The organism is Thermococcus piezophilus (genome assembly GCF_001647085.1).
GTDB classification, from domain to species: domain Archaea; phylum Methanobacteriota_B; class Thermococci; order Thermococcales; family Thermococcaceae; genus Thermococcus; species Thermococcus piezophilus.
Window position 1 is genome coordinate 259,998 of the sequence record NZ_CP015520.1, and the last position, 19,048, is coordinate 279,045.

17 protein-coding genes and 1 rRNA gene are annotated in these 19,048 nt (G+C 48.9%); 13 read left to right on the plus strand and 5 right to left on the minus strand.

Features of this window, described 5'->3' with window-relative positions:
- Nucleotides 1-7: 7 nt before the first annotated feature.
- From A7C91_RS01420 to A7C91_RS01455, 8 genes are read left to right on the plus strand one after another with little or no spacing between them, the layout of a single operon-like run.
- Entirely contained in the window at nt 8-1,120 is a 1,113-nt protein-coding gene (locus tag A7C91_RS01420) for a protein-glutamate methylesterase/protein-glutamine glutaminase (RefSeq protein ID WP_068664265.1), read from the plus strand.
- Nucleotides 1,092-3,413: a chemotaxis protein CheA gene (locus A7C91_RS01425; protein WP_068664267.1), complete on the plus strand. Its 2,322-nt coding sequence runs from the start codon at nt 1,092-1,094 to the stop codon at nt 3,411-3,413. The genes A7C91_RS01420 and A7C91_RS01425 overlap by 29 nt, the downstream gene beginning before the upstream one ends.
- A complete protein-coding gene (locus tag A7C91_RS01430) occupies nt 3,403-4,026 on the plus strand; it encodes a chemotaxis protein CheC (RefSeq protein ID WP_394326659.1) in 624 nt (207 codons plus the stop codon). Before A7C91_RS01425 ends, A7C91_RS01430 begins: the two co-directional genes overlap by 11 nt.
- The gene (locus A7C91_RS01435; protein ID WP_068664271.1) at nt 4,023-4,685 is read left to right on the plus strand and encodes a chemotaxis protein CheC; all 663 of its coding nucleotides are present in this window, start codon (nt 4,023-4,025) and stop codon (nt 4,683-4,685) included. The genes A7C91_RS01430 and A7C91_RS01435 overlap by 4 nt, the downstream gene beginning before the upstream one ends.
- A 37-nt stretch (nt 4,686-4,722) precedes the next feature.
- Entirely contained in the window at nt 4,723-5,211 is a 489-nt protein-coding gene (locus tag A7C91_RS01440) for a chemotaxis protein CheD (RefSeq protein WP_068664273.1), read from the plus strand.
- Nucleotides 5,212-5,246: 35 nt separating this feature from the next.
- Complete coding sequence (locus tag A7C91_RS01445) at nt 5,247-7,490, plus strand: methyl-accepting chemotaxis protein (RefSeq protein WP_068664275.1); 2,244 nt, start codon at nt 5,247-5,249, stop codon at nt 7,488-7,490.
- 39 nt (nt 7,491-7,529) lie between these two features.
- Complete coding sequence (locus A7C91_RS01450; protein WP_068664277.1) at nt 7,530-8,279, plus strand: hypothetical protein; 750 nt, start codon at nt 7,530-7,532, stop codon at nt 8,277-8,279.
- Nucleotides 8,280-8,298: 19 nt separating this feature from the next.
- Nucleotides 8,299-9,324, plus strand: a complete 1,026-nt coding sequence (locus A7C91_RS01455) for a CheF family chemotaxis protein (RefSeq protein WP_068664279.1) — start codon at nt 8,299-8,301, stop codon at nt 9,322-9,324.
- Between the two features lie 6 nt (nt 9,325-9,330).
- Here the strand turns inward: A7C91_RS01455 and A7C91_RS01460 are convergent, their stop codons facing one another.
- Nucleotides 9,331-10,593, minus strand: a complete 1,263-nt coding sequence (locus A7C91_RS01460) for an outer membrane protein assembly factor BamB family protein (RefSeq protein WP_199920068.1) — start codon at nt 10,591-10,593, stop codon at nt 9,331-9,333.
- Nucleotides 10,594-10,680: 87 nt separating this feature from the next.
- Here A7C91_RS01460 and A7C91_RS01465 point away from each other — a divergent pair, with 87 nt between their 5' ends.
- Nucleotides 10,681-11,427: a PH0542 domain-containing protein gene (locus A7C91_RS01465; protein WP_068664283.1), complete on the plus strand. Its 747-nt coding sequence runs from the start codon at nt 10,681-10,683 to the stop codon at nt 11,425-11,427.
- On the opposite strand, the gene A7C91_RS01470 is transcribed toward A7C91_RS01465, so the two are convergent.
- Together A7C91_RS01470 and rrf are read right to left on the minus strand one after the other, a co-directional pair.
- Nucleotides 11,392-12,468 carry a hypothetical protein gene (locus tag A7C91_RS01470; RefSeq protein WP_068664285.1) on the minus strand — a complete coding sequence of 359 codons (1,077 nt, stop codon included), beginning with the start codon at nt 12,466-12,468 and terminating at the stop codon, nt 11,392-11,394. The genes A7C91_RS01465 and A7C91_RS01470 overlap by 36 nt on opposite strands.
- Before the next feature lie 74 nt (nt 12,469-12,542).
- Nucleotides 12,543-12,664 (minus strand): 5S ribosomal RNA (gene rrf, locus A7C91_RS01475).
- A gap of 53 nt (nt 12,665-12,717) precedes the next feature.
- On the opposite strand from rrf, the gene A7C91_RS01480 reads away from it, so the two are divergent.
- Entirely contained in the window at nt 12,718-14,256 is a 1,539-nt protein-coding gene (locus A7C91_RS01480; protein ID WP_082871967.1) for a hypothetical protein, read from the plus strand.
- A gap of 4 nt (nt 14,257-14,260) precedes the next feature.
- Nucleotides 14,261-14,647 carry a ribonuclease P protein component 4 gene (locus A7C91_RS01485; RefSeq protein WP_068664287.1) on the plus strand — a complete coding sequence of 129 codons (387 nt, stop codon included), beginning with the start codon at nt 14,261-14,263 and terminating at the stop codon, nt 14,645-14,647.
- A gap of 33 nt (nt 14,648-14,680) precedes the next feature.
- On the opposite strand, the gene A7C91_RS01490 is transcribed toward A7C91_RS01485, so the two are convergent.
- Together A7C91_RS01490 and A7C91_RS01495 are read right to left on the minus strand one after the other, a co-directional pair.
- The gene (locus A7C91_RS01490) at nt 14,681-15,826 is read right to left on the minus strand and encodes a cell wall-binding repeat-containing protein (protein ID WP_068664289.1); all 1,146 of its coding nucleotides are present in this window, start codon (nt 15,824-15,826) and stop codon (nt 14,681-14,683) included.
- Between the two features lie 229 nt (nt 15,827-16,055).
- Entirely contained in the window at nt 16,056-16,625 is a 570-nt protein-coding gene (locus A7C91_RS01495) for a cyclase family protein (RefSeq protein WP_068664291.1), read from the minus strand.
- Nucleotides 16,626-16,679: 54 nt separating this feature from the next.
- Here A7C91_RS01495 and A7C91_RS01500 point away from each other — a divergent pair, with 54 nt between their 5' ends.
- Both A7C91_RS01500 and A7C91_RS01505 read left to right on the plus strand, forming a co-directional pair.
- A complete protein-coding gene (locus A7C91_RS01500) occupies nt 16,680-17,945 on the plus strand; it encodes an adenosylhomocysteinase (RefSeq protein ID WP_068664293.1) in 1,266 nt (421 codons plus the stop codon).
- 301 nt (nt 17,946-18,246) lie between these two features.
- Nucleotides 18,247-19,044, plus strand: a complete 798-nt coding sequence (locus tag A7C91_RS01505) for a caspase family protein (protein WP_234394428.1) — start codon at nt 18,247-18,249, stop codon at nt 19,042-19,044.
- The last annotated feature ends 4 nt before the right edge of the window (nt 19,045-19,048 follow it).

The following is a 19,048-nucleotide window of genomic DNA, read 5'->3' on the forward strand; positions in this document are numbered from 1 at the left end:
AAGTCCAATGCCACTGAGCCCATCCACCAAGAAAATCAGAGTGCTGGTTGTGGATGATTCAGCATTTATGAGAAAGATACTCAGGGATATAATAAATTCCGACCCCGAGCTTGAGGTCTGTTGTGAGGCGAGGGACGGGGTAGAAGCCATTGAGATGGCCAAGCTGCACAGGCCCGATGTTATAACACTTGACATAGAGATGCCTCGAATGAACGGGCTTGATGCCCTGAGGGTAATAATGAAACAAACCCCCACCCCAGTTATAATGATAAGTGCCCTAACCCAAGAGGGTACTGAAGCAACTATAAAAGCCCTCGAATATGGTGCCATAGACTTCATACCCAAGCCGAGCTCATCCATTTCCATAAACATGAAGGAGATGAAAGATGAGATTATAGCAAAGATTAAGGAAGCTGCAAAAGTCCCAAGGCGATTCCTTGAGCTCAAAAGAATGAGAATTCTCAGGATCCAGAAAAGAAAGGTCAAAAAGCCCAGTGTGTCCGCCAGAACTGTTGTGGCCATGGCAGCATCAACCGGTGGCCCGCAGTCCCTCCTCAAAGTGTTTCCGAAGTTTCCAGACAATTTAAAGGCCGCGGTGCTTCTGGTGCAACACATGCCCCCGGGATTCACCAGATCATTCGCTAAGAGGCTTGATAGCGTTAGTAAGATAGATGTAAAGGAGGCTGAAGACGGTGATCCCATCGAGGAGGGAAAAGGCTACGTTGCTCCGGGGGATTATCACATGGAAGTAAAGATGAGGGGAGGGAAGCCTGTAATAGAGCTGAACAAAAAACCAAAGATTCATGGGGTAAGGCCAGCCGCAGATCCCATGATGATAACCGCGGCGGATGTATTTGGCAGAAGAACCGTCGGGGTGGTAATGACGGGCATGGGTCGCGATGGTGCTCAGGGGATAGTTGCAATTAAGAAAAAAGGGGGAATAACAATAGCCCAGGACAAAGAAACATCGATAATCTTCGGAATGCCCAAAGCGGCTATTGAAACCGGCATGGTTGATTATGTGGCCCCCCTTGATAAAATCGCCGAGACTGTGGTAATGGCAGTAAACAAAATTAACCGGGGTGGTGCCAGTGGAGGATCTCTCTCAGTATTTAGATGAGTTTCTTGCCGATGCGAGAGACAGGATAGACAGCCTCAGCAACGCCATATTAGCTCTGGAAAAGATAGTTAAAGAGGGGGGTGGCGAGGAGGAGAAGAAAGCATTAATAGACCAGATATTTAGAGATGCTCATACACTCAAAGGCACAGCCGCAACGATGGGATTTATGAGGCTCAGTGAAGTTGCCCATAAAATGGAGAACCTCTTTGACCTCGTCAGGAGTGGAAAGATCGAGCCAACTCCAGAGCTTATAGATGTTCTTTTGGAATTTCTTGATGTACTAGAGGGAATGGTGGACAACATAGAGGAGAGCGGAAGCGAAGGGGATTTTGACATTGACGAGCTATTTAAAAAGGCCCAGAAGTTCTTTGAGGAGGCGGGACAGGTAGAGACGGCTCCTCCAAGCCCTCAACCTGGAAAGGTGGAAGAGAAGGGTGAAGAAGTTTCCAGAGAAGCAGAAATCAAGGAAACTGAGGCAATAAAGTATCGAATCAGGGTTTATTTCCACAAAGATGCCCAGCTCAGGGGTGTAAGGGCATTTCTAATACTCTCTGATTTGGAGGAACTTGGAGAGATAATTGAAACAATGCCAAGTAGAGAGATTATAGAGGATGGAAAGGCCGATGTTGATGTTCTGGAATTTTTGATAGCTACTGAAGAGAGTCCCGAAAAGATAAAGAATGTGATAATAAGACACCCTGAGGTTGAAAGGGTTGAGATTGAGGAATACCGTCCACCTGCTAAACAGGAGGGCAAAACTTATACCGTTACCGTTTACCTGCAGAAGGATGCCCCCCTAAAGGGAGTTCGCTCTTACCTGATCCTCCAGGATCTCCAAAAACTTGGGAATATCACGAAAACCATGCCGGATGTTATGGCAATTCAAAACGGCAACATAATCGATGGGTACTACTTCAAGGTGTTGATTGCATCAAGTGCATCACCCGAGGATATTATTAACATTGTACGCAAGCATCCGGATGTGGAGGATGTAAAGGTTGAAGAAGGCGACCATATCGAACCGGAAACTGCTGAAGGTGAAGGAAAACCCTCAGGTTCCAAACAGAAAACTGAGGGGAAGGCCAAGGACAAACCCAAAAAACCCAAACCCGTGCCAACTCCAAAGATCAAGGTGTCAAAGATTATAAAGGTCGATGTTTCACACCTTGATAGGCTTATGAACCTTGTCGGTGAGCTCGTTATTAACAAAGGGCGTCTGGAGCAGATAACCGAAAGACTGGGCGACAGGGAGCTTCTAGAAACGCTCTCAACGCTCTCAAGACTTCTCACTGAACTCCAGGACGAGATAATGGAAATGCGCCTCACACCTGTGGCTGAAGTATTCAACAAGTTCCCTCGTATGGTTCGTGAGCTGGCAAGGAAGATGGGCAAAGAGGTTGAATTTATCATTGAGGGCGCGGACATTGAAGTTGACAGGACGATACTTGATAAGCTGGGCGATGTCCTTGTACATCTTCTGAGGAACGCCATAGATCACGGAATTGAGCCTCCGGAAGAGAGAGAAAAACTTGGAAAGCCACGTGCGGGTAGATTGGAGCTAATAGCAAGACGTGAGAGAAGCCACGTGGAGATAATAGTTCGTGATGATGGTAGAGGAATTGATCCTGAGAAGATAAAACGCAAAGCCATTGAGAAGGGTATCATAACCCCCGAGCAAGCAGCAGAGATGAGTGATGAGGAGGCCATAAATCTGATCTTCGTTCCGGGATTCAGCACCAAGGATGAAGTCACCGATGTCTCTGGAAGGGGCGTCGGGATGGACGTCGTGAGGGATGTGGTGAAGAGTCTGAACGGCACAATATCAGTTCAAAGCGAGGTCGGTAAGGGTACTACCTTTATCTTGAAACTGCCCGTTAGTATGGCCATTATCCAGGCTCTTCTCATAGAGGTGCAGAGCGAGGTTTATGCAGTGCCAATAAACAACATCCTTGAAAGCATCGAAATAAAACGTGAAAACCTGAAGAGCATTGGCGGAAAGGATGTCATAGTGCTCCGAGGAGAGATAATACCGGTGATAATGCTCCATGAGCTGTTTGGCCTTCCTATAGTTGAAAGGGATGAATTCCCTGCCATAGTGGTTGACCTGGGTTCTCAAAAAGTGGCAATTGGCGTTGATCAGCTTCTCCACAAGAAGGACATAGTCATCAAGAGCCTTGGCAAGATGCTCTCCAACATCAATGGCTTTGCAGGAGCAACAATACTGGGTGATGGTAGTGTTGTTTTGATCATAGAGATAAATGGACTGCTTGGTGGTGGTACGAGTGGAATATGAAAAATATCTTAAAAATCTCGACGAGTTCGCAAAGAGCGCGCTGGTTGAGACCTTCAACATAGGCGCTTCAAGAGCGGCGGACACCCTCAGCAGGATGACCGGTCTAACAGTCAACGTAACGGTTCCGGGAATGGAAATCACGTCAATCAAAAATCTGCCAGAAAAGGTTGGCGAGGATGTAAAGGCGGCTGTGTACATACAGCTGAGCAAGGGCTTCAGTGGTCATGCGTTCTTCATTATGGATCTAAATAATGCCCTCACGATGTCTGACCTTATGATGGGAATGCCCCCTGGAAGCACAACGGAGCTTGATGAAATGGCAAAGTCCGCGGTGATGGAGGCGGGTAATATACTGATATCCTCCTTCGCAAACGCACTCAGTGAGTTCCTCGGGACGGAGATAGAGCAAACTCCACCCAATCTGGTCATTGATTTTCTCCCCGCCATACTTGATCTTGCACTCGCCGATATAGGTCAGTATTGCGACTATACCCTACTCCTGAAAACTCAGATGAAAATTGAAGGTATTGAGTTCAAAGAGCACTTCATAATACTCCCTCATCCTTCCTCTATGAAGAAGATTATAGATACCCTGCTGGGGGGATTGGTATGAGCGGGCACAAGAGCTGGTTTTCTGAGTGGTATCAGGACATATTTCGTGAAGCTTCCAACATAGCAATGAGCCACGCATTGACCGCACTCTCAAACATGATAGGCGAGATTGAAATGGAGCCTCCGGAAGTTGAGGTCATACCGCGGGCAAAGTTTCTGGCCACCATCATCAGAAAAGGAATAAGCAACAGTTTTGTCGTGATGTTTGATATAACCGAAGGACTTACAGGGCTCGCCATTCTGCAGTTTCCAAAGAAGAGTGCCCAAGCGCTCGTGGCACTGCTTCTTGGCACAGAGACCAGTGATGATGAAATAGACGATATTGGGAGATCAGCCATAATGGAAGTGGGTAACATACTCATCTCGGTCTACACCGATATACTGGCCAAGCTCATTGATGAACCCGTCTCGCTTAGTCCACCAAAGCATGTCACAAGTCCATACGATATAGAGAAGGAACTTACCAGACCGGACCTAAGGGATGTTCAGGAGGTTATAATTTTCAGAACGCGCTTTTATCAGTCCAACACAGGTATCGAGAGCCTGTTCTATCTCATTCCAACCAAAGATTCATTTGACAAACTGGTTGGAAAACTTGAGGCTCAAGTCAAGGACGTTGAGCCAACGATACAATCTAATGAAGGCTCAAATCAGGGTTAGCAACCCTTTGTGAATGGAAATCAGCGAGGGTTGAGACTTGCAGGAGATAAAGGTCGGAATCGGCGACTATGCTGTCGGAAAGAAGGCCGGGATAATAAGCACCTATGGGTTAGGCAGCTGTGTCGGTATAACCCTCTACGATAGACTCACAAAGGTAGGTGGCCTGCTCCATGCCCTCCTGCCGGAAGCGGCATACTATGGAAACAGGGGCAATCCTGCCAAATACGTTGATACAGGCTTACAGCTCCTCATAAGGGACTTCCAAAAACTTGGGGGTAATCCGAGAAGGGCTGAGGCAAAACTTTTCGGGGGGGCGCACATGTTCACCAACATAACCAGCGAGCAGCTCATGATAGGGAAGAGGAACGTAGAGACAGCCAAACGGGAACTTAAAAGGTTTGGAATCAGGCTCGTGGCCGAGGATACCGGGGGGAAGGGAGGAAGAACCATCTACTTTGACCTCTCAACTGGTAAAGTCAGGATGAGGAAGGTATCCAATGGAAAGGTTATCGAGAAGATTTACTAACCCGTAAATTTAAGTTCCCATGGGGGTGATGTGTTATGGAGTTTAAGAAGAAAATCCTGGCAATCGTAATACTCGGGTTGGTGCTTGTTACAGCAGTGGCCAGTGGAATGATGATATACGCAGGTAAAAGCATGGAAAAAACCATTGAGGCAAAGATGTCTCCGATAATCGAGAATCAAGCAAAAGATGTCGTTAAAGCACAAGCTGAAGCAACCGCAAACGAGTTTGAAGCATTCTTCAGGGAAATAGAAACCCATGGAACGATGGCGAAAGAGGTAACAATAGTGTCTCTCAATGCAGTGAAGGAAAAGGGCTACAACTTCGGCGATCCTGGCTATGCCGATGAACTCAGGCCCATCATCTTGGAGCATTTTGCCGCTATCAGCAAGTCAGAACCAAAAATAAGCGCAGTCTATTTTGGCGATGTCAACGGCAACATGTTCATCTATCCGGAACAGGAACTTCCCAAAGACTATGATCCACGCGTCAGACCGTGGTATAAGAAGGCCCTTGAGGTAAACGGTCCTACTTGGAGTGAGCCCTATAAAGATGCATCCACCGGTAAGTGGGTGGTAACCTATGCAGTGCCGGTTTACTATGAAGGCAAACTCATCGGGGTTGTTGGCGTGGATGTTTACATTGACACCCTTATTGAAAAGATTGACAGGATCAAAGTGGGCCAGACGGGATATGTATACGTTGTTGGCCCCGACGGAATGATATATCTGCATCCCAAGCACGAGTACATGATGAACCTCAACGTCTTCCAACAGGAATCCCTCAAGCCAGTAGCCGACATAATACGCAGCGGTAAAGATGAGGGGGTTGTAATGTACACAGGAGAAGGGACTGAAATCGTTGTCGCCGGTGCTAAAATACCAAGCACAGGCTGGTACGTTTTTGCTAAAGTTCCAGTGAGTGAGGTAACTGGATCAATCACGACAGTTGTAAATGACTTAAAGGAGAGCACAGCAAAGGACGCCGTTAAGCTCATTATCATACTAGCCATACTCTCAATTGTGATAGCCCTTGTGGCCTATAGATTAATATCCTCCTCTATTAAACCACTCGAGGCCCTTAGGGACGTCGCACTGTCCCTCGCTGAAGGAAGGTTGAGTGAGGTAAGCAGAAAGCTCAAGCAGATTCACTACATTGAGAACGATGAAATTGGGGCTCTCCTTAGAGCTTTTGAGGCCATCGGGAAAGAGCTCGTCGGAACTTTGGACACTATAGCGAGTAAACTTGAGCGTTTGGCCGAAGGTGATCTGAGCAACGGTCTAACAGTCGAAGCCAAGGGCGAACTTAGAAGGATCCTTGAGGATCTAAGAAACACCACCCAAAAACTCAAGGGTCTTATAGGTGAAATCGTTCACATTACAGATGAACTTGAAAAGCGTGCCAACGTGCTTGCCGAGATTTCCAGTAGCGTTACCGAGGCCATTAATCAGGTTAACGAGGCAGTTCAGCAGGTTAGTATTGAGGCCCAGCGTCAGCAGGAGAACATCAACGAGATAACAGAAGGAATGCGCTTTGTAGCAGAGGTCAGCTCCGAGAGCGTTAGAGTAATGGAAGAGTTTGAAGAGGCTGTCAACGAGGTCGTTAACATCGCCAGTGAAGGCAGGGAGAAAGGTGAAGCCTCAGCCCAGCAGATCGAGAGTATCCAGGAGACAATGAGGGACATCGAAAACGCTGTAACCAAGGTGGCGGAGATGAGTAGGAACATTGAAGAAATAACCAACGTGATTACCAACATTGCAGAGCAGACGAATTTACTCGCTCTAAACGCCGCCATTGAAGCCGCAAGGGCTGGCGAAGCTGGTAGAGGTTTTGCAGTCGTTGCTCAGGAGATCCGTAAGCTGGCCGAGGAAAGCAAACAGGCAGCGGACAACATCAAGAACATCATTGATCAAATTACGGCCGAGATCAGAGACGCCGTGGAGAGCACGAGACGGGGTGTCACCGTGGTTGGGGAGAGTGCTGAAACTCTCAGGGAGACTACCAACTATTTGACAAACATTGCTGACCTCCTCCAGGATACCAAGGATAGGATGAGCAGTGTAAAAGAGCAAATCCTCCGCACTCAAGACGAGGTCGATAAGGCCCTGAGGGCGTTGGAGAATCTGGCAGCCAGTGCTGAAGAAACCACGGCTTCTGCGGAAGAGGTTAGCTCCGCCGTCCAGGAGCAGACCGCTTCAATTGAAGAGTTACAGCGTGCCGCCAACGACCTAAGGGACATCGTTCAAAACCTCAGAGAAATGATAAGCAGATTCAAGCTCTAAAACCTTTCATTATTTCATTTTATCCGGGAGGTGAGACCCATGGACTGGATGATGATAGGGATTGTATCCCTTGTAGTGTTGGTGGGGGCAATCATATCTGCATACATCATATCAAACACCATCAGCAACCAGATGAGCGAGCTTTACGTGATGCTCATGGAAAGAGAGCTGAAAGGAGGTGGAAAACCAGCCACACCTCCGTCAAAGACCAAAAAAGAGGACACCAGTGTTGTGGAGCAAGAAACGGTAAAGGTTTCCGGTATCAATGAGGAGGAACTCATTAAAAAGCTCAGGCAGGTTATTGACGAGAAAGTGGAAAAGGTTCTTGATGAGGCCAAGCATAAAAAGGAAAAACTTCTCATGCTCCTGGATGTGGCAAGGGGTTACACCCTTGGATATATCACGGAAGATGAATACAATGCCTTTCTTATGAAAATACTCTCTGAGCTTGAGGAATTCAAGCGTCTCTGGCTGGCTCGCTTTCCAAGTCAAAAGGATAGAGAAAAACTCAATCTCATGATGAATTACATAGCCAAGACTAAGTTGCCTATAGTCCTTAAGAGTAAGGATGGTAAAGAAACCATAGCCCTCCCTCCAGAGGAAGCGTTGATAAAAATCACAAACAATATAAACAGTGCACTGAATATACTTGACGAGCTCATAAGTAGCAGGGGAGAAAATCCTGCCGTTACCCCACTGGAGATAAAACTCTTTCAGGAGTGTGAAAAACTCCGTTCAAAGATTGAAAAATTGGAGAGACAGCTTGAGGAGTATAGCACTTTAACTTAGAGGCATAGAGGGGAGGATCATGGCAGTAACGGAGACCAGGGTAAAGGTGGCTATAGTTTCATCTTGGAGAGGCTCGAGAGAGGTGAAATGGAAAGACGCAATTGGGGTTATCCAGAACGATGGAATAACCCTTAAATACCTCCGCATGGGAGAGGTCATAGGAGAGGACACTTTCTCATTCTCATCGCTCTCCGACTTAAGTGTAAACGTTCCCGATAACTACAAGCTCAACCCCGAGAAAGAGCACTTCGGTATGAAATTTTACATTCCTGGAAGAGGGGAATTGATGTTGATACTCACCATTGGGGACAACCTGCTGATATATGATGAAAAGAAGTTTAGAGAGTTCATTCATACAATATTCGAAGTGCTCATTAACGGCAAGGCGGTGAAGCTACTGCTGGCCAGGATTAAAGGAGGGGCAATAAACATGGAGTCCAAGTGGGAGGACGGATCGCTCAGGATAGTCTCCATAAAGTCAGCCAAGAAGGGAACAACCGAGAGGAATATCGTGGTTCTTGACTCAACCAAGAAGCCGATACCCATATTTTCTGATGTTGAGGATATGGATGTTGAAGAGATCGACATGGATGGTAAAAAGGTGGAGGCATGGAAAATAAAACACTTCTACGTGAATGAGACCATCACCTCCTACCTATACATACCAGAGAAGAAAACCAGATTATATGTGCTCCGCTATTTGATCAGATACATACCTGGCTACTTTGAGTTCGTGAGGAAACTGTCGAAGGAATTTCCCGTGCTTCAGGCAGAGTTTAAAGAGGTCATAGAGAAGGAACTAAAGGAACTGGAGAGCCTTGATGAGATGGAGAAACAAATTCTCATGGCACTCTATTCAGGTCTTAACCCGCTGGAGGTTCATCAGTTCCTCGGCCTCGATGAGAGAGAAATAGAGGAGATATACGACAGGATGATAGACAAGGGGCTCCTAAAAATAGTCATGATAAGGAAAGTTGTGGATCTCACACGGGAGGGCAGAAAGATAGTAAACAAACTGATAGAATATGGCCTTGTGGCGATGTAAAAAGGGTTAGTGCTTTCTGCGTAATAGGGGTATTATGACCAGCCCCACGAGGACAGCTGGACCGCAGATGCCCCGATTTTTCTTCCCGGCGAGTTTTCCGATGTCCACCACGTAGAAGTATGAACTTGCTGTTCCCACTATGGCCACGTTTCCTTCAACCGCGATGCTCCTGACGTAGCCGATGTCAGTGACGGCACCTAATATTTTCCCGGTCTTTGCATCAAGCGCGTAGAGGGAGCCGTAGGTGTAGATTATAGTGGTTCCATTCTCCTGCCTGCTCTCGAACTTGCCAACACCGACCAAGAGGGTGCCATTTACGTATTTGACAACCTTGACTCTGAACGGAAAGGTCTGGTTCCACAACATGTTCCCTGTTTCCGGATCGATCGCTGCGAGAACACCATTGCCGTTACCCATTCCACCAACGTAAATTCTTCCATCAGCTATTTCGATGTCCTCCGTATAAAAAAGCCTCCTCTTCCAGACCACGTTTCCAGACGGATCAATACGATAGAGGTAACCCTCAGAGGTCCCTTTGCCTGTTCCCGCGATGACGTCGTTCCCAAAAAGCTCCATATCCCTAACCCACTGTCCAGTCTCGACGGTCCAGGAGAGCGTTCCATTGGGAAGAACACCGTAAACGAAGCCAAACTGCCTTGGCCCCACGTAACCCGACGGAAAACCCGCTCCAATGTAGATTATTCCCTCCCCTACGCGAACCCTGCTCACGAGGCTCGTGAAGTTAACGATCCAGCTGTTTAGGACGACGCTATCGTTGATTATCTCTCCCCTATATAGGTGCCCCACATATGTAACGCTATCGTTCTCAAGGAAGAAGTCTCCATCAACAGCGTAAACAGTGTTGTCCAGGATTTGGAAATCGTAAAGCTTGTTAATGGTTAGATTCCTTGAGAGGAACTTGCCGTTCTCGTCAAATGTTACGAAGCCGCCGATGGTTCCAACGATAACTTTTCCACTGGAAAGAGGATACAGCTCTACAACATAGCCTGAGTCGTTCTGCCAAAGAAAAGTTCCGTTGAACGAGTAAGCAACCAGTTGACCGAGATAATATATACCTATCATTCCGCTCGAGTTAACCAGCTGTCTGTATGAGCAACCGGCGTACACCCTACCGTCATTGATCGCAACAGCCTCTATGCTCTTCTGATACTGGACATCATCACAGACCGTGCCCTTCCAAAGTATCGGATTGTCATCCGCGGTCACGGTCCCCAGCACTGAAAGAGCTAATATTAACACCAGAATCACTGGAACTCCCTGTTTCATGGCCTATCCCCCTAACGGTTAAGTGAAAAGCTTATATAAACCTTTGCAGTATCTCAAAACGGTGGTTGGATGGAAAAAGAGCTGGACATCAGGGAGGCACTGGCCACAGGGAAACACATCAATGAGATTATCATACAAGCCACTCTTAACAAAGAATTCCTGAAGGAAGTACTTCACTACCTCGACGACGACCTATGGATCGTGCAGAAGAATGCCCTTAGGGTAGTTGTTGAGGCAATACGAGAGATGCCTGATCTCCATGAGTCCCTCATAACTAAACTCCTGGTGATGCTCAGAAAGAGCGAGGCAATACCTCTGACTCAGGAGATAGCGAGGGCCTTCGGTGTACTCGTGGAGATTAACCCAGAAAAGGTTGCAAAAGTTGTTCCAGCGATATTCGCCAACTACAGGGTAGGTGACCCAAAGATAAAGGTCAACATGGCGTACGTCCTTGAGGAGATAATGCGTGTGAATCCCAGCCTTCTCGGCAATGTATTTAGAGACATAGGTTACATGCTCACCTCAAAAGACACGACGGACAAACTTACTGCGCTTAATTTTATCTCGGCACTTGGAGAGAACGGTCTCAGATACATCAGCCCCTTCCTGCCGAAGCTCTTTACACTACTCTACGACAAAGATGAGATAGTTCGAGCAAGCACCGTTGAAACGCTCATTCACATAGTCGAGCTCAATCCAAAGCTCAGGAAAATAATTCGCTCAAAACTTGAGGAAATGGACGACAGAAGTGACCTAGTTACAAAGAAGGTTAAAGAAGGACTAACCAGGCTTATTATCATCGAAAGAGGAAGATGAAGTTTCCTCAGACTCGCTCCCTACTGACTCTTCAAGCCTCTCCTGGAAAAGAGTCTTCAGGACCCCCTTCAACTTCTCGTTTTCGATCCTTAGCCTAGCGTTTTCTTGGCGTATCTCCTCAATCTCGCTGAGAATGCCCTTGACCTCGCGTAGAGTGCTCTCAAACTTTGACTTTGGAATAAACTGGGTTTTGAGTATGTTAAGGGCCTCGTCGACATCTCTCGTCCCCGTGAGGACAGCGAGTTCCTTCTGGATACGGCTCATCTCGGCTAGCTTTGCCTCGTAGTCGGAGAGTCTCTTGCTCAGAGTATTGACGCGCTTCGACATCTCTCTAAGGACTGCCAATTTGCGCTTAAGCTCCTCAATCTCGCGTTCTTTCTCAGCCAGTGCTCTCTTTAGCTCCTCCCTCTCCTTGACGACGGAACGAAGGCGTACATTCTCAGCAACAAGTTCCTCATAGTGTTGCTGTATCCTGAGAAGGGTTTCCGATAGGTTCACACTCACACCAAATATACTCCTCTTAAGCTCTCCCTCGAAGCTCTTAAGGCGCTCCTCAATATACGTTCTAATGAAATCGTCCATTCTCTTACTGTAATGCTCCTCAACCCGTCTGAGTATCTCTGCGGAGAGCCTCTCCATACGTTCGTCAATCTCGTTGAGTCTTGGAACCAGCATCTCAACGCTGTCAAGGAAGAGAGTCCGCTGTTCAAGCTCAGCTAGCTGGTCTTCAAGCTCCTTAATACGTTTTTCCAGCGAATGAGTGCTTTCCTTATGGGAAGAGCTTAACTCTTCGAACTTTCTGTTAAGGATCTCAATTCGCTCTGCAAGCATCTCTCTGTCGATTCTGAGCTCGCGGATTGTGGCTGCCACTGCTTCTAGAGCTAGGACAGAATAGTCCCGGATGGCCTCTGACTCGGGAATAGCTGACTTAACGCTGTCCCAATCACGGAGGGTCTTGAGTTCATCAACGACTTCGGGATGTCGCTCCTTAATGTAATCCCAGCCAATTCCCTGCTTCTTTGACCTCTTGAGCATGAGCATCGACCGTAAAAAAATCCCCGGAGGAATTTAAATAGCTTTTGTGTAGGTAATTACTCCAAAAGGGATAATATAGTGGCCGGCGGCGTCCCCGGTTTCCCGCCCCCTCTCGGAGGGCAGTACACCCGGGATCGCTGGCGGGCTTAACTTCCGGGGTCGAAACGAGACCGGGTGTAACCCCACCGCTATGACCGCCGTACCGATATATACCTCCCGCGGTGCATTTATAAATCTTACGGTCGATGAAGACGAATGATGGAGAAGGAGATACTCGAACTACTGAGACTGGAGCGGATGAGGGAGCCGCTGAGCCCTAGCAGAAGGGTTAGGGAGTTCCAGATGAGACTTCAAAGAATAAAAAACGGCGAAGAGACAGAGGTAGCAGGTTTCCTGCTCGCGAGAAAACCTCCCAACGCCCCAAGGGATGCCGCCTATTACCTCCTCTCCCCGCTCTCTCCATCGGAGCTGGCAGGTCTGGAGAAGGACGAGTTCAGGACGTACCTAATCGTTCGAGCCACAGAGAACACTCGGGTGAGCGGGGAAGTCAGGCCCGGGAGCTACGTGCTTGTCAGAGGCGTCATGGACGCGTATCCCCTAGGCAACATGAGGATGATGCACGCAGAGAGCATAGCAGGAAGGGACTACTCCGAATACTGGCTCGATTACAAGGACTTCGCCCTGAGCAGGAGGGAAGTAATTGACCTATTCGAGCGAACCGTTTACCTGCGCGACGACATGAGGAGGGCCCTCATATACTCGCTCTACGGTGTCCCCTACATGCCCTGGGGAAGCAACGCTCCCAGGTGGGGCGAGGGGTTTGACTACACCGTTTACAAGCACGGAGAGGACCTGGGGCTGCTTGCACTCTGGAAGGCCCTCAAGTACCTCTATTCAAACCTGCCCTGGGAGACTCGCCTTGGGAAGGAAACGGCGCTTGAGATTGATGACCCGCTGCTCGGCATTGACTTCCGGGTAGGAAATCCTAACAAAACCGATATGATGTACTACACACCGCTATCAAAGAAAAGCCTGGTAAAGCTCCCGAAGTGGGCTGAGAGGTTCGTTATAAACAAAAACGCCATAGGCCTGCTTCCCCACAACGTTGAACCGAACCCAATGGATATCTTGGCCAAGATCTCCGAGACGCCCTTCGTCCTCGCCCCCTGGGAGGAGAAGCCCTACTTCGAGGAGAGCCGGGAGTTTAAACAGCTGCTCCCGAACCTGCTGGTCACAGTATTCATGCAGAGGGAGCGGTTCAGATCAATGAGCCCCCTGAAACTGGAGGAGCTTAAAAAGGAGCACCTGAAGTGGAGGCAGTGGGGAAGGAGGGAGTACGGTGAGACCTTTGGAAAACTGACAACCTCGGAAGGAGTTCTACACCTAGGCATGCGCTACTACCTCGATACAAGGCTCTTTGGAGCGATAACCCGGTTCAGGGGGAAGATAACAAAAAAAGCCGCAAAAGAGGTAAGGGAAATAAACGAGTCAATACTCAACGACTGGAACGTGGTTATCAACGACCTCAAAAGAACCCATCCGGAGATTGTAATGAGACTCACCCGGGAGTACGAGCGCTACGTCCCGGGGGATGTCAGGGCACAGAAAGCCGTTGAGATATTCCACGACCTCGCATCGACAAGTCTAACGGGAGAGATAACCCGTGAAGAGTTCCTAGCGGGGCTCACAGAGTACGGTTTCTCCGCGTCCGATGCATCTGAGCTGATTGAAAAACTCATCGCGACCGGCTACATTTACAAGCCATTTCCCGGAAAGCTGAGGCTGGTACGGTGATATCATGTCGAAAAAGAAGTTCATACGCCAAAGAGAGCAGCGGGAGAAGAAGAGAATAGCAAGGGAGAGAGTGAATATTCTGTTCACGCTCGCCGAGCGCGTCTTTCCCTACGAGCCTGAATTAGCCAACCGCTACGTCGAAATAGCCCTCGCCGTTCAGCAGAAGGCCAAGATAAGGATGCCAAAGAAATGGAAGAGGCACTACTGCAAGAAATGTCACTCGTTCCTCGTTCCCGGCGTGAACGCCAGGGTTAGGCTGAGGAACAAAAGGATGCCCCACGTGGTAATCAAGTGCCTCAACTGCGGGCATGTAATGAGGTATCCGTACTTAAAGGAGCAGAAGAAGAGGCGCAGAATGCAAGCCGAGGAGAAAGATAAAAAGAATGTCTGATGTTACTCAGCGAGAGGAAGGAAATAGAGTAGATCACGGCCTTCGAGGCCTCTCCTTCGGGACGTTTCTTATGACCTCCCTGTTGTTCTTGTAGGCTTCTTGAATCATGCTCTTTATCTGGTCCATCAGCTGCCTGGCAACGTCGTACTGACTGTTCTTGATGGCGATTTTGAACTGCTCCATAAGCTGGTTAAGCTGGGCCATGTCGAGACCGGCTTTTTCCATAACTTTTATCTGGGCCTCAAGCTTTGCCAGCTCCCTCTCGAGGGCCACCTTCTCGCTGTTCTTTATCGCTATTCTCATCTCGCCGTTCGCCGCCTTGAGGCTGAATTGAGTCTGAACTTGGAGCTCAAGCATAAGTTGGTAGGCGTAGGTGTAGTTGCCGGCCTGAAGGGCCTGGTTGGCCTTCTCCATGGCCATCTCCATGACGCGAACCTGCTCCATGAGCTGGGTTGTATTGGTGGCGTTGGCTATTTTCTCGATCGCCAGTAGCCTCTCCCTGACCTGAATCATTAGCTGAAGCACGGTCTCCTTGGTAACGTTGACCTGGACTTCCTCTGCGGTGCAGTTGCACTCCTTCAGCTGCTTCCTAACCAGCTCCATGGTCATTTCAGAGGCATTGGTGTGAACCATAGTCATGTTCCTTATCTGGAACCTCTCCATCAGCAGGGTGATGTTCGTGGTCTTGTTAATATAGAGTATTATGGCTCTGTTCTGAACTGCTATCCTGATGGCGTTCTGAATTGCCATGCTGTCGTTTCCAGCGACCATAACGCTTCCGTTGAACTTGAGTCCAAACTTGACAGGGGCCTGGGTCATGGCTATGAGGTTGGTCTCGTACCTGTTCTCTCCACCCCAGCGTTCGACCGAGATGCCGAGCTCTTGGAGGTCTGTAACGTACTCTTCAACTACAGCGTCAGGACCGCCGATTATTATGACCTCATCGGGAGCGTAACTCATAATCTCAGCGGTAACGTTCGGATCGTAGACACCCCATGTGGTTGTCACGATAACCGCGCCGGTCACGTTGGCGAGGTACTCTGCTATGCCCTTGTCCGCGGCGTTATCGCTGACAAGGATGACTATGTTGCTCGTCGCCGCGCTGACACCGGTAAAACTCACTGACATTGCTACCATAAGCAATCCGAACAGGATTGCCAGAGCTTTCTTTACCATCATGGCACTTCACCTCAGTTATCCTTATGAAAAAGGACATATTTAAGCTTTTTTCAGGAAATCGTCCAGCTGTGTTACCCATTGTTTAGAAAAAAGCGTTGAGATGCGGTTTTTATCCAGCAACTGTTAACAAAGGTTTCTCAATGTTTAGTTGCGTTTAAAAATTGAGGATTCACCGCTAAATCTAGAAAACGGCTGGGATGTGGAATGCCAAACAGATATCAGCACAGACTTATTCGGTTATAGCAACTGCTCGGACTGGACTACCCGAACCCATCCTAACTTTCAGTGGAAATGCTATGAATGTGAACTCTTTCCCCACCAAAAGCTCGAGGTTGGTAAGGTTCTCAAAAATCGGTACCTCCCCACTGAGGAGTATCCTGTGCACGGCATCATCCCCTATGCTCATGGCGTCTGTTCCAACAGCTCTGGCTCCCTCCGCGACAAGGAACAGGGCAATCTCTGGTGATAGCTCCCTTCCTCCAGTGAGGAACAGAACAACCCTCCCCAGGAATCCAAAGTCAGGCACCTCCTCAAGCCCTACCAGTCCTTCACCACTCCGGACATCGATAACGAGGCCGGGACCCATAAACTTCTCAAGGGGAAGCTCATCAACTGTTTTCCCCCCAGGTATGAAGTGCGCCGGCGCATCGACATGGGTCCCGCTGTGCTCACCCAGCTTTAAGACGTTCATGTAGTAGCCGTCACGTTCTATAACCGTCCAGGGCTTTATCCGTACCTCAGGGTCTCCAGGATAAACCCGGGTCTCCTCGGAGAGGGAAAGGGAGAGGTCGATTATCATGGAACCACCAATGGACTTTTAACGTTAAAGGATTAAAACCCTGCGGTGATAATGATGGACTGCACGAAGAATTACTGCGTTAAGGACATAAGGCTCGCCCCAAGCGGCGAGAAGAAGATCGACTGGGTGTCAAGATTCATGCCGGTTTTGCAGAGCATAAGGGAGGACTTTGAGGAGAAAAAGCCCTTCAAGGGGGTTAAGATAGCCGCCACGCTCCACCTCGAGATGAAGACAGCTTTTCTGCTTCTCACGCTGAAAGCTGGAGGAGCAGAGGTTTCAGCCACTGCCAGCAACCCGCTGAGCACTCAGGATGACGTGGTTGCGGCTTTAGCTAAGGCAGGCGTTAGGGTTTATGCTGTAAGGGGCGAGAGCAGGGAGGGATACTACGAGAACATGCACAGGGCTTTGGATATAGAACCGAATATAATAATAGACGACGGTGCCGACATGATAAGCGTCGTCCACCGGGAGAGAACCGAGTTTATCGATAACATCTGGGGGGCGAGTGAAGAAACGACGACCGGCGTCATAAGGCTCCGCACCATGGAGAAGGACAGGGTTTTGAAGTTCCCAATCATAGCGGTCAACGACAGCTATACCAAGTACCTCTTCGACAACCGCTACAGAACGGGCCAGTCTACATGGGACGGCATAATAAGGACGACGAACCTTCTCGTTGCCGGCAAGAACGTCGTTGTCGTCGGCTACGGCTGGTGCGGAAGGGGAATAGCGATGCGCGCAAGAGGTTTTGGAGCGACCGTCATAGTCGCTGAGGTGGACCCAATAAGGTCATTGGAGGCCAGGATGGACGGCTTCTTAGTGATGCCAATGACTGAAGCGGCGAAGGTTGGAGACATCTTTATCACGGCAACCGGAGACATCAACTGCATAAGGAGAGAGCACTTCGAGCTCATGAAGGACGGCGTCATTTTGGCCAACGCAGGCCACTTCGACGTTGAGATAAGCAAGCCCGACTTAGAGGCATTAGCCGTTGAGATAAACCAGCCGAGGCCGAACATAACCGAGTACAAGATGAAAGACGGCAGAAGGCTCTATCTCCTCGCGGAGGGCAGACTCGTTAATCTGGCTGCAGCGGATGGTCATCCCGCCGAAATCATGGACATGAGCTTCGCGTTACAGGCGAAGGCGGCCGAGTACATCAGGAACAACCACGATACGCTTGAGCCTAAGGTCTACGTGCTCCCGAGGGAGATAGACGAGATGGTGGCGAGGATAAAACTGAAAGCCATGGGCATTGAAATCGAGCAGCTCACCGAGGAGCAGAGGAAATATCTCAAGAGCTGGGAGCACGGGACATAAGGAAAGCGTTGATTTTGTCCGCAAAATAATGCAAAGGTTTTCCAATTTTTATTCACTTTTGAGAACTCTTTCATTGCTACTTGTAACGATAAGGTCTTCCTTCAAGCACAATTTAAAGAAAATTTTTTATGCATAAATCCATACCCAGTTACGGTTATCCACATGAAGAAACTTTCAGCCATATTTATGGTGTTAGTAGTTCTATTAAGTCTACCAATGGTCGCCTCTGTTCAGCAGAGATACGACATAGACTCCTCCAAGCCCCTGTATGCAGAGGACGTGAAGATAGGACACAAGATAAGTGTGGACTACATTCCAAAGGCAGGAGGATTCCGCGGCGGAAGGGACAGGGGAACGAGCACCACAACCGCGGCAATGGGTATTCTCGGCCCCAGTCGAAGGAGAGAAGTACGCAATAGTCATCGGGATAGCAGATTACCCCGGCACGTCGAGCGATCTGCAATACACCGATGATGATGCCCAGCTGGTTTATGACACCCTGATTAACGTCTATGGATTCAAGCCGGAGAACATAATCTTCCTCCTCAACATGGACGCGAGCTTCTACAACATATACGACGCGGTTATGGAGCTCAAATCGAAGGTTCAGCCGGGTGATGAGGTTGTCTTCTACTTCAGCGGGCACGGTTCAACAGGAAGGGCCGATGATGGAGACAGTGAGGTAATAGACGAGGCAATAGTCACCCACGACGGCAACCCGGATGGCAGCTTCATCCTTATATGGGACGGACAGCTAAAGGCCTGGTTCGATGACTTCCCGACTGACAGGATAATATTCATCTTCGACAGCTGCTACTCCGGAGGAATGACCGATTTGGCTGCCGAGGGCAGGATAGTGGTTATGGCCTCTGGAGAGAGGGAATTCTCGCTTGAGAGCTCCGAGTGGGGACACGGTCAGTTCACGTACTACTTCTTCCTTGAGGGCATCAACGCGGGCTACGCCGATGTCTACGACCACGATGGAGACCCCGCCACTCCGGACGTCACTGTAGAGGAGGCCTTTGACTACACCCTGGCCAACTGCGAGCAGCAAACGCCTGTTATATCAGATGGCTTCACCAACGATTTACTGCCGTAAAGCG